Source organism: Flavobacterium sp. C3NV (assembly GCF_046825355.2).
Taxonomy (GTDB): domain Bacteria; phylum Bacteroidota; class Bacteroidia; order Flavobacteriales; family Flavobacteriaceae; genus Flavobacterium.
Map to the genome: position 1 here is coordinate 83,666 of NZ_JBKQBJ020000006.1, position 12,003 is coordinate 95,668.

The window sequence follows — 12,003 nt, forward strand, 5'->3', positions numbered from 1 at the left end:
TTTTTTATATAACAGGATTTGAGATTATTTACTCAAATACATTTTTCTTCTTGAATACAATTCGTAGAATTGATCATCTTTTAAGTCATCAATAAACAAGATGCTTTCTCCTGTCGATTTCATTTCTGGTCCTAATGCTTTGTTTACATTATGGAATTTACTGAAAGAGAAAACCGGTTGTTTGATCGCATATCCTTTCAATTGCGGATTAAAGTCAAAGTCAGTTACTTTATTATGTCCTAACATTACTTTTGTAGCGTAGTTTACATAAGGTTCTCCGTAAGCTTTTGCAATAAACGGTACCGTTCTCGATGCTCTAGGATTTGCCTCGATAATATAAACCGTATCATCTTTTATCGCAAACTGAATGTTGATTAAACCAACAGTTTTCAGCGCTCTTGCAATTTTTATTGTATGATCTTTTATTTGTTGCATTACAAATTCCCCTAAGTTAAAAGGAGGCAAAGTAGCATTACTATCTCCAGAGTGTACTCCGCAAGGTTCGATGTGCTCCATAATTCCTATGATATACACATTTCCATCAGCATCACAAATTGCATCCGCTTCAGCTTCGATTGCTCCGGCTAAATAGTGATCCAAAAGCAATTTATTTCCTGGAATCGTTTTCAATAAGTTGATAACGTGCTCTTCCAATTCTTTTTTGTTGATTACAATTTTCATTCCCTGACCTCCTAATACATAAGAAGGACGAATCAATAACGGAAAGTCAAGAGTATCTGCAAGAGCAGAAGCTTCGTCAGCCGTTTCAGCAATTCCGAATTGTGGGAACGGAATATGCAATTCTCTCAATAAATCTGAGAAACGTCCTCTATCCTCGGCCAAGTCAAGTGCATCAAAACTAGTTCCGATGATTTTTACTCCGTATTTAGATAATTTTTCAGCCAGTTTCAAAGCTGTTTGTCCACCTAACTGCACAATAACACCTTCTGGTTTTTCATGCTGAATGATATCATAAATATGTTCCCAGAAAACTGGTTCGAAGTATAATTTATCAGCTGTATCAAAGTCAGTCGAAACCGTTTCAGGATTACAGTTGATCATAATTGTTTCGTAACCACATTCTTTAGCAGCCAAAACTCCGTGTACACAAGAATAATCAAATTCAATTCCCTGTCCAATTCTGTTTGGTCCTGAACCAAGAACTATGATTTTCTTTTTATCGGTTACAACACTTTCGTTATCTACATAACGCTCACCATTTGCTTTTTCGATTTCAGCCTCAAAAGTTGAGTAGTAATAAGGTGTTTTTGCTTTAAACTCAGCTGCACAAGTATCAACCAGTTTAAAAACACGGTTAATGTTTTGGTCCATACGTAATGTATGCACTTCGCTTTCTAAACAATTTACCATGTGAGCAATTTGTCTGTCGGCAAAACCTTTTTGTTTCGCTTCAAGCAAAAGTTCTTTTGGAAGATTAGAAATTTTATAGTTCGAAATTTCTTTCTCTAAAGTATAAAGTTCTTCGTATTGTTTTAAGAACCACATATCGATTTTAGTAATTTCATGAATACGGCTCAACGGAATTCCCATTGCGATTGCATCATAAATTACAAAAACACGATCCCAACTTGCAAAAGTTAGTTTCTCGATAATCTCTTCGTAGTTTTTATATCCTTTTCCGTCAGCACCCAAACCATTTCTCTTAATTTCAAGAGATTGAGTCGCTTTGTGTAATGCTTCCTGGAACGAACGTCCAATTCCCATTACTTCACCAACAGATTTCATCTGAAGACCTAAAGTTCTGTCAGCACCTTCAAATTTATCAAAGTTCCAACGTGGTATTTTCACAATTACATAATCCAAAGTCGGTTCAAAAAGAGCCGAAGTAGATTTTGTAATTTGGTTTTGCAATTCATCTAAGTTGTATCCTAAAGCTAGTTTAGAAGCAATTTTAGCAATTGGATAACCAGTCGCTTTAGATGCCAATGCAGAAGAACGAGACACACGAGGATTAATCTCGATTGCTACGATATCTTCTTTTTCGTCTGGTGAAACTGCAAATTGTACATTACAACCTCCTGCAAAATTACCAATACTACGCATCATCAGGATGGCATAGTCACGTAATTTTTGGAATGTTGTATCTGATAATGTCATTGCTGGTGCAACTGTAATCGAATCTCCGGTATGAATTCCCATTGGATCCATATTTTCGATCGAACAAATGATCACAACATTATCATTTTTATCTCTTAAAAGTTCTAACTCATATTCTTTCCATCCCATTAAAGCTTTGTCAATCAAAACCTCATGTATAGGAGAAGCTTCAAGACCACGAGTTAAAAGCTCATCAAAATCTTCTTTTTTGTAAACAATTGCTGCTCCAGTTCCTCCAAGCGTAAACGAAGGACGAATTACAAGCGGGAAACCAAATTCCTGAGCAATTTCTTTTCCTTCCAGGTATGAAGTAGCCGTTTTTGCAGGTGCAGTCGGTACATTAATTTTTTCTAAAAGCTGTTTAAACTGCTCTCTGTCTTCGGTAATATTAATTGCGTTTACATCAACCCCAATTAATTTTACTCCAAAATCCTGCCAGATTCCTTTTTCCTCAGCTTCCAAACATAAATTCAAAGCCGTTTGTCCACCCATTGTTGGCAAAACAGCATCAATTTGTGGATGTTCTTTCAGAATCTCAATAATCGATTTTGTAGTTAAAGGTTTCAAATATACATGATCGGCCATTGTTGGGTCGGTCATAATAGTCGCTGGATTTGAGTTTATCAAGATAACTTCAATTCCTTCTTCACGAATAGAACGTGCAGATTGAGAACCTGCATAATCAAATTCGCAAGCTTGACCAATAACAATAGGTCCTGACCCTATTATTAAAACTGATTTTATTGATGTGTCTTTAGGCATTTTATTTGTATTGTGTAGTTATATAAAGTACTTTAAAAAACATTCGTAGTATATTCTAAACTAGAACGTTGCAGATTTTTTTACCGACAAGGTATAAAAAAAGGCGATACTAAAAAAGTAATCGCCTTATGTATGTTTATACAAACATTATTTTTTGTGTCTAGGTTCGCTAGAAACAGTTAATTTATGTCTTCCTTTAGCTCTTCTACGCGCCAGAACTTTTCTTCCATTCGCAGAAGCCATTCTGTCCATAAATCCGTGCTTATTTCTTCTTTTTCTTTTCGATGGTTGAAATGTTCTTTTGCTCATTGCTTTGTATCTTTAAAATGGTGTCTATTATCTGTTTTTCTGTTTTGTATATCGTTATTCCAAAACCGAGTGCAAATATACAAAGACTTTTTTTTCTGGCAAGTACTTTAATAAAAATATTTTTAATTCATTTTACTATATTTGCAATCACAAATATACATCTATTATGTTTCACAAAAATATTAAACTTATTTTAGCCGGACTTCTTGTAGTTGCTGGCATCTGGCAATTTACCGAAAGTAATATCGGGAACGGAATCTTCCTTATATTATTGACGGCAATTCCGATTTTTCTTTACTTTAAAAACGAATTTATCCTTTTAGCCTTCCTTAAATTAAGAAAACAAGACTTCGAAGGTGCTAAAAAATGGTTGGCATACATCAAAAACCCGGAAGCGGCTTTAGTTAGAAAACAACAAGGATACTTTAATTACCTTCACGGAATCATGTTATCTCAAACGAATATCAACCAGGCCGAGAAACATTTCAAAAAAGCGATCGAACTTGGACTATCAATGGATATGGATTTAGCAGTAGCAAAATTAAACCTTGCCGGAGTTGCAATGTCAAGAAGAAGAAAACTTGAAGCAACTAATTTATTGAACGAAGCTAAGAAATTAGACAAACAAGGAATGCTGAAAGAGCAAATCACAATGATGAAAGATCAAATGAAGAAAATCTAAACTTCTTTAAATTACAAATATTTTAAAATCCCAAATTCCAAAAGAGTTTGGGATTTTTTATTTTATTAAAGCTTTATTTTGTCATCCTGAGGCACGAAGGATCGCACTAGTAATTCCGTAAAGTGATGCCGCAATCTTTGTCGAGCTTCTTGTGTGATCCTTCGTACCTCAGGATGACAAGATTGGCTAAAGTATTATGAAAACGGCTGCACTAGCCCCGATAGAAGTGGAAATCCTTTTGTGTCCGCCACGGCGGACACAAAAGATTGGAACGGATAGCGGGATTAGCTCCTAAAAAAAATTGTATTTATCATAGAAATAGGATGACAAGATTGTGCGAAATAACTTTGTACACAAATTGCGCAACTACCTTTGTCAAAGTTTTAAACTTTGACAAAGGTTTTAACCGACAAACATTTGGAATTTGAAATTTTAAAAAATTGGGATTTTAAAGTTTTCTAATCCTCCAATATAATCGAAGGCAAATTCTCATTCAGCCATTTGTATTTATTCAGGATCATAATATGAGTTCCTCCTTTTACGACAATACAACTGTTGATATATTTTATAGGAAAAACATCATCGTGATCGCCGTGAATATGAATCACTTTGGGATCAATTTCATTTCTGTCCCATAAAATAACCGACTCTACCGCCCATTGCAAATACTTAAGATCGCGAACGGCTAAAAACTTTTCGTATAATTTAATTCGTTTATTGATTTTTTCTCCAAAGGAATATTTTGCCAGATTTTCGATATTCAGAATCAACTTCATCGGAATCAGTTTGTAGGCTTTTGTCGTTTTACCAATTTTCATTCTTCTCGGGAATTCAAGATTACTTCTCACACTCGAAATAATAATTACTTTTCGGGCATTGATATGTTTTGCAATTTCCTGAACCAGAATTCCTCCAAACGAAACTCCAATTAAAACCGGATTATCATGTTTGATATTCTTCGAAATCCGAAGCGCATAATCAGATAAGGATTCTTTTGCCTGCGGAATTTCCCATTCTAACAAACAAACCTCAAAAACAGATTCATCTAATTTGATTCTTTCAAAAATAGCAGGACTAGCTGCCAGACCAGGCATAAAGTATACAGGAATTTTACTCATTTTAATAGAAACAGATTATGGTTACAGCTTTTAATTTCAAGCTAAAATTACTTTTTTTAGCAATATAGACTGCAAATCTTACACCATAATTAATTTAAACAAAATAATTCTACAAAAAGCACAGTTAATCCAAGCCTTCACAGGACTATCAAAAAATAATTTTATATTGAAAATCAAATGATTACCTTTGCAGTCATTATAACCAATATCAAAAGATCCTTCCAAGATTTTTTATACAATACTATTAACGTTCTTTTTCTATTATTTTTTTAATTCAATCCCCAAAAAACATGACTAATATGGAACCTATTGAAACTATGGAAATCAAAGACAATACTTTTGCAAGACAATTTGAAACCATAGTCCCTGAAGGATTACTTTCTGTTGAATATTCATTTCAGGAAAAGAAAATCTTTCTCACCAAAATCAACTCACCAGAAGGTTTTGACAATCAAGCATTAATTGATGTAGTACTTAAAAACATCATGGAACTTATTATAGAAAAGAAATTCAGATTAATGCCTATTCATCCAAGAATTGTATTGTTCATCAAAAAAAATCCTCAATACAAGGAATTACTTCCTCCCGGAATTAGAATTTAATTTTTAAAAGTAGCCAATAAGTCTTAGCCATAATCCACCGATTACCATGTAAATAAGTAACATTGTTAATCCGGTGATTAACCCTTTGACCCACCAGCTTTTTAAATCGACGTAGCCGCTCCCAAAGAAAACAGGTGCCGGACCGTGACCATAATGCGTTAAAGTTCCGTAGATTGACCCTACAAATCCCAGCATAAAAGCAAGTAGCAAACCCGGAATTCCTAACGAAACACCTACACCAAGTAAAGCCGCATACATCGCAGCGACGTGTGCGGTTGCACTTGCAAAAAGATAATGACTAAAAAAGTATACCAATATAATAATCGGAAAAGCCATTTGCCAGCTTAAACCGCCTATTTCTGCTTTTACCAAATTACTAAACCAGCCAATAAAACCTAATTCGTTGAGCGAACTGGCCATCATGACCAAAACCGAAAACCAGACAATGGTATCCCATGCGCCTTTTTCGGCTTTTACATCTTCCCAGGTTAAAACCGAAGTAAGCAATAAAATTACCAGACCAATAAATGCAGTTGTGGTGGCATCAATAGAAAACAAATCGCCGGTCATCCATAAAAACAATAAGATAAAGAAAGTCAGCAACATCATCCATTCATCGCGTGTTATTGCCCCCATTTCTTTTAGTTTCTGAGCTGCAATTTGCGGAGCATCTCCCGTTTTCTTTAGCTCCGGCGGATAAATTTTGTATAATACCAGAGGAATTACAAAAAACGCCACCAAACCCGGGACGATAGCTGCAGTTGCCCACGAAATCCAACTAATCTTGATTCCCAGGTTAAGTGCAAATTTTTGACACATAGGATTACTGGCTGTTCCGGTCAAAAACATAGACGACGCTATTAAGTTGGCATTATAACTGCTTAACGTAAGATAGGACCCTAATTTTCTATGTGTTTCAGGCTGATCCGGCATCGAACCAAAACTCATTGACATCGATTTCATTATAGGATAAATGATTCCTCCTCCTCTTGCGGTATTACTTGGCACAGCCGGAGCCAAAACCAAATCAGCCAATCCTAAACCATAAGCCAAACCAAGGGAACTTTTACCAAATATTCTAATAAACAAGAAAGCGATTCTGTTTCCTAAACCTGTTTTAATAAATCCTCTTGCGATAAAAAACGAAATTCCGATAAGCCAGATTACTTTATCTCCAAAACCTCTTAATGCCAAAGTAACTGATTTACCCGCCTCGCCCGGAGCCAAAACCTGCGAAAAAGCTGTTAATGCAATCGCAATCATACACATGGTTCCCATTGGGGCCGCCTTTAAAATAATCCCTAAAATGGTGGCGACAAAAATGGCAAATAAATGCCAGGCTTCGATAACTACGCCATCCGGTGCCGGAATTAACCAAATTGCAATTCCAACTACAAGTGTTATTATGGCTTGGGGAATTTTTACTTCTTTCATAAGATGAAAATTAAATTAAACTAAAGTCTGCACTGAAACTGAATTAGAAATAAGTTGTCACTATAGTACGCTGTATTAGGAATATCTTTATCGAATTTATCGATTTCAAATCCCATCTCAATCCTGCCTGTATATGCTTTACCAAATTCAAGACTTATCATGGGCGTATAAGTCCTTCTTAAATTTGGGCTTGTCTTAAAATTATTATCAAAGGATTCAAATCGGCAAGATAGTTCCAGTGAGGTCAGTTTTTTATAGTCTACGAGATATCTTAGATTAGGTAAAAAATAAATACCGCGCATTTGGTAATCATCAATTTTCGCAGTTCTGCCTTCCGGAGGTAAAGAAAAATATAAATTTTGATTCGTTCCCTGTTTATACTCAATTTGCAAATCGAAAGTAAATTTATCTGTAAGCTTAAAATCACTGGTAATATCTGCTCCTACGGCAAAAACCTTTTGATCAGACCTTTTCCCAATTCCACCATTAAGACCCAGATTTATTTTATGCACTTTTGATAATCCAAAAACCCATCTTGTGGCGTATTGCTTTCCGTTATCATTATCCATTTCCTGATTTCTTCCATTACCGTTTAAAACAGAAACAGCATAACTCACAGGGATTTTACCAACATCAACAGATCCGGTTGCAGACGCTCCGATTTGAAAACTCGTCCAGCCGTTTTTTCCAAACTCATAATACTGATTAGAGAAATCAAATGATTTTATAATATCTACCGGAACTAATTCCTCAATACCAAATGCCGGACGAAACTGACCTCCGGTTAAAGCTAAATATTTACTAAAAGTATATTTCGCATAAGCATTTTCAAGAACCTTTCCTTTAGGATCTGATTTAAAATCGGCCAGATTTACTAAAATCACAACTTCAGTCGCTTCACTTAGTTTTGTATTTAGTCCAACACGCATTCTTTTTATATCAAAAGAACTTTGAGTAACCTCACCAGCCGAATGATGAACTCCCAAAACATCTACATTTTCACCAAAACTTTCTAAATATCTGGCCTGCAAAAGACCTTTAAATTGAAACTGAGGATACTTAACACTACTCTCATCTGCTGCCGCTGGTGTGGTAAGCGTTTGAGCATTCATGAAAAGTGGTATTATAAAAAAAACAATTATTATGTGTAAATTTTTACTCATAAGCATCACAACTAAAAAATTAAGCCAATATTAGCAATTATTAAAAACCCGAATTACTATCTTCTATTTGAACTTCCGTTTGCCGGTCTTGTCGTTGCTGGTCTTGCCGCAGGACGAGTTACGGGTTGTGTTGGTTTTACAGCAGGTCTCGTTGAAGGATTCGTGGGATTTACAGGACGTGTTACAGGTCTTGTTGTATTCCCGGGTCTTGTCGATGGATTAGTCGGGCGCGTTACAGGTCTCGTTGTATTTCCCGGTCTTGTCGATGGGTTAGTGGGGCGTGTTACAGGTCTTGTTGTATTTCCCGGTCGCGTTGTATTCCCTGGTCGCGTTGGTCTTGTAGAAGTAACCGGAGCTGGTCTTTTATAATCCCTGCCATTGTAGGTCGTATTATAACGTCCGTTAGTTCTGTTATCCCTAACGATTACAGATGTATTTCTTCTTGACACATAATTATTATAATATCTTGGATTTCTTACAACTGCCGTTCTGCGATAATAAGGACTTCTGTAATAATGTCCGTGATATCCCCAATAATCATGGTAGTAAACCGGACGCCAAGGACGCCAGTAAGAAGGATAATATCCCCAATGCCACGGAGATCTATAAACAACATATACTGGAGAAAATAAAAACAATACTACTGGCCATGCACTCACACTTGTACTTACATAACTCGGATTAGTGGTTGTTGTATTATAATTATTGGTCGTATTATTATTTACAATTACAGTACCATCACCTTTGTAACCGGGATTTGGCGTGCCTGAAACATTATCCGAAGGTTCTACAATATAATTTTTACCATATAAATCTTCATCGCCAATGGCCTGAACATGTACATTATTCTTTTTATCCTTGTCAACTTCGATAACAGCGACATCCTGAGTTTCGGTATTATTTACGGCAACCTGAAGTACAATTACATGTGTGTTTCCTTCTTTATGACTCTCGATCTCGATATAATCTATTTCTCCATCATTATTTAAGTCTAAATTATTCACCTTATTTTCCGGATCATTTAATGCTTTTTCGAAATCTTCTAAAGTTTTAGATTTTTGAAAAATATCCACTACCGCATACAAATTAAGATTGTCACCCGGCAAACCTAAAGCAACAGGTTCATTATCTGTTTGAGAAAATGCAGAGAAGCTAAATAAACCGCTGATTACAATAGCAAAAAACAAGACGCTCTTTTTCATGTTAATATTTAGTTAAGCCGGATTATGATGACTAAGATATAAAAAAAACGTAAGAATTTAACATCATTAGAAAACTTTCTATAATTGAGATCAAAAACAGTTGCAACATTCTCTATCTCTGCCAATTTACTGATCACAAAGCATTTAATGTAAGATTAATATTCTAACTTTGTAAATACCTCTTCAATTAAGATATCTGCCTTTTATAATATCTTACAAAATACTGTTTAAGATTTATTACAACTTAAGAAACAAAATTACGATGAGAAAACATTTACCTATTTTCATTTTCTTTCTTTCATTCACTTACAGCTACGGCCAGATCGAAGTTTCGACAACTCTGGAAGAAGCTATAAACAAAGCAATAGAAAAGAGCGTTTCCTTAAAAAACAAAGACCTGGATATTGAGAAATTAAATCTTCAGGAAAAAAGCGTCTGGAACAAGTACATCCCAACTGTAGAAGCCAGTGCTCTTTATACTTATTTTGATAATAAACTAACCGTCGATCTTCCTACGGCTACCATACCTATTGTAAATTATCCATTATTTGATGGAAAAACGGCTTTTAAAAATTACGGAAACATTTTTAACGGAAGTGTCATGGCTAAAACAGTTCTCTTTAGCGGAATGCAAATCCCGAACGGAGCCAAAGCTATTCACGAAAAAACCAAAGGAACTGAGTTTTTAAAAGAATCTGAGAAAGATCAAATCATAAAAGATGTCATTAATACATTTGACCAACTTGAGCTCTTAAAACAAATAGACCAACTAATAAAAGATAGCGAAAACCGATTGGAAACAGAAACCAAACGTGTTACAAAAGCTATCGAACAAGGACTTGCCGTTCCGTATGACAGAGACAAAATTAAATTAGCATCACTAGAACTGGCTTCTAAAAAAATTGAACTGGACGGAAAACGAAGACTAGTTTATAAAAAAATTCAATACCTGACAGGATATTCCACTACCGAAATTGAGCATGTTCAATACAATTTGGTTCCGTATTTAATTACAGACGAAAAATTGAGCACGCAAAACAAACAGGAAATAAAAGCTTTGGAATCTTTTAAAACTGCTTACGAATATTTATTAAAAAAAGAAAAAGGTACATACTTACCCACTCTAGGTGCTTTTGGAGGAGTTTCGTATTCAAGCCTTTTCGATGCAAATGCTACAACCCCAATCATTACCGGAATAAATCAAGCATTATATTTAGGATTAAACGAAGCAACGATTAGCAACAACTGGGTGGTAGGCGCCGCAATGAAATGGGAAGTTTTTTCAGGTTTTGAAAGAAAACATAAAGTGCATGAATCCAAAATAAATATAGAACAAGTTCAAAATCAGATCGACGATACCAAAGAAAAACTCGAATTGCTTCTCGAAAAAAACTTTGTCGATTATAGTGTTCTGACTCAAAAAATTGACATTACGCAACAACAGGAAAAAGTAGCCGGAAACAACTTAAATCTTGCCATAAAACAATATAAAGAAGGCTTGATAAACATATCTGAACGTCTTGAAGCCGAAAATGATTCGTATAAAGCATCCGTAAATAAAACGACAACTTTAATCGAACAGCGATTATCAGCAATTGAAACTATAATTGCTACCGGCGATCTATCAAAAAAATTATCTAAATAAAATTTCTATTTTATGAAAAAAGCAATCATCATAGTCAGTTTAATTTTCATTTTTATAAGCTGTCAAAAAGCTAAAAAAGAAAATGTAATTCAGGGAAAAATAGAAAAAGAACAAATTGCCGTTGTGAGCAAAATTCCAGGCAAAATTTTAAAAATCTTTGTCAAGGAAGGCGATATTGTACAAAAAGGAGATACACTTGCCATTCTTGATATTCCGGAAGTTGATGCAAAAAAAAGTCAGGCCGAAGGAGCCGTAATATCAGCCAAGGCACAATATAAAATGGCTGTAAAAGGAGCGACCGAAAACCAAATCAAACAGCTTGAAGCCAAAAAAATGGGATTAAAGGAACAATATGAATTTGCACAAAAATCAATTAAACGATTGACGAATATGCTGAAAGACTCTTTAATATCTCAGCAAACATACGATGAAACTTTTGCCAAATACCAAGGAGCTCAGGCACAATACAATGCTGTTGTTGCCGAATTAGATGATGCTAAAAAAGGTGCCAGAATCGAGCAGCAAACAATGGCTCTTGGACAACAAGACAGAGCTCTTGGTGCTTTGCAGGAAGTAGAAACTGCAGATAAAGAACGTTACATAATTGCACCCCAAAATATGAGTATCGAAACCATTACTTTAAATCTTGGCGAACTGGCCTTACCGGGTTATACTTTATTTAATGGATATATTGCCAACAGTACTTATTTTAGATTTACGATACCGGAAAATCAATTGGCACAATTTAAAAAAGGTCAGGAAATAACGGTTCATGTTCCGTATAAAAAAGAAGATATAAAAGGAACGATTTCTACAATAAAACAACTTGGCGCTTACGGTAATATCGCAACGGCATATCCTGATTATGAAATGCAGGAAAGTTTATTCGAAATAAAAATAACACCTTCTAACATAGACGAAACAAAAGATCTTATCACCAAAACAACTGTTACTTTATCTCTTTAAAC

Annotated in this window: 10 protein-coding genes; 4 read left to right on the top strand and 6 right to left on the bottom strand. The window is 35.1% G+C overall.

Going from position 1 to position 12,003, the window contains the following annotated elements; genetic code table 11:
• Window positions 1–24 precede the first annotated feature (24 nt).
• Window positions 25–2,880 (bottom strand): carbamoyl-phosphate synthase large subunit, encoded by a 2,856-nt coding sequence (gene carB / locus ACIDC4_RS10560; protein WP_412044426.1) that lies wholly within the window; start codon window positions 2,878–2,880, stop codon window positions 25–27.
• A gap of 147 nt (window positions 2,881–3,027) precedes the next feature.
• Entirely contained in the window at window positions 3,028–3,189 is a 162-nt protein-coding gene (rpmH, locus tag ACIDC4_RS10565) for a 50S ribosomal protein L34 (RefSeq protein WP_008464848.1), read from the bottom strand.
• A gap of 166 nt (window positions 3,190–3,355) precedes the next feature.
• Between rpmH and ACIDC4_RS10570 the strand changes: the two genes are divergently transcribed.
• Window positions 3,356–3,871, top strand: a complete 516-nt coding sequence (locus tag ACIDC4_RS10570) for a hypothetical protein (protein ID WP_035682014.1) — start codon at window positions 3,356–3,358, stop codon at window positions 3,869–3,871.
• 458 nt (window positions 3,872–4,329) lie between these two features.
• On the opposite strand, the gene ACIDC4_RS10575 is transcribed toward ACIDC4_RS10570, so the two are convergent.
• The gene (locus ACIDC4_RS10575) at window positions 4,330–4,989 is read right to left on the bottom strand and encodes an alpha/beta hydrolase (protein WP_412044425.1); all 660 of its coding nucleotides are present in this window, start codon (window positions 4,987–4,989) and stop codon (window positions 4,330–4,332) included.
• Window positions 4,990–5,279: 290 nt separating this feature from the next.
• On the opposite strand from ACIDC4_RS10575, the gene ACIDC4_RS10580 reads away from it, so the two are divergent.
• The gene (locus tag ACIDC4_RS10580; RefSeq protein ID WP_228520454.1) at window positions 5,280–5,591 is read left to right on the top strand and encodes a GNAT family N-acetyltransferase; all 312 of its coding nucleotides are present in this window, start codon (window positions 5,280–5,282) and stop codon (window positions 5,589–5,591) included.
• 3 nt (window positions 5,592–5,594) lie between these two features.
• On the opposite strand, the gene ACIDC4_RS10585 is transcribed toward ACIDC4_RS10580, so the two are convergent.
• The 3 genes from ACIDC4_RS10585 to ACIDC4_RS10595 form a co-directional block, all read right to left on the bottom strand.
• A complete protein-coding gene (locus ACIDC4_RS10585) occupies window positions 5,595–7,025 on the bottom strand; it encodes an anion permease (RefSeq protein WP_412044424.1) in 1,431 nt (476 codons plus the stop codon).
• Between the two features lie 20 nt (window positions 7,026–7,045).
• Window positions 7,046–8,137 carry a porin gene (locus tag ACIDC4_RS10590; RefSeq protein ID WP_412044423.1) on the bottom strand — a complete coding sequence of 364 codons (1,092 nt, stop codon included), beginning with the start codon at window positions 8,135–8,137 and terminating at the stop codon, window positions 7,046–7,048.
• A gap of 107 nt (window positions 8,138–8,244) precedes the next feature.
• On the bottom strand, window positions 8,245–9,390 hold the full coding sequence (locus tag ACIDC4_RS10595; RefSeq protein ID WP_412044422.1) for a hypothetical protein: 1,146 nt from the start codon (window positions 9,388–9,390) through the stop codon (window positions 8,245–8,247).
• Between the two features lie 262 nt (window positions 9,391–9,652).
• On the opposite strand from ACIDC4_RS10595, the gene ACIDC4_RS10600 reads away from it, so the two are divergent.
• Together ACIDC4_RS10600 and ACIDC4_RS10605 are read left to right on the top strand one after the other, a co-directional pair.
• Window positions 9,653–11,035: a TolC family protein gene (locus ACIDC4_RS10600; RefSeq protein WP_412044421.1), complete on the top strand. Its 1,383-nt coding sequence runs from the start codon at window positions 9,653–9,655 to the stop codon at window positions 11,033–11,035.
• A 12-nt stretch (window positions 11,036–11,047) separates the two neighbouring features.
• Window positions 11,048–12,001 (top strand): HlyD family secretion protein, encoded by a 954-nt coding sequence (locus ACIDC4_RS10605; protein ID WP_230032677.1) that lies wholly within the window; start codon window positions 11,048–11,050, stop codon window positions 11,999–12,001.
• Window positions 12,002–12,003: the final 2 nt, after the last annotated feature.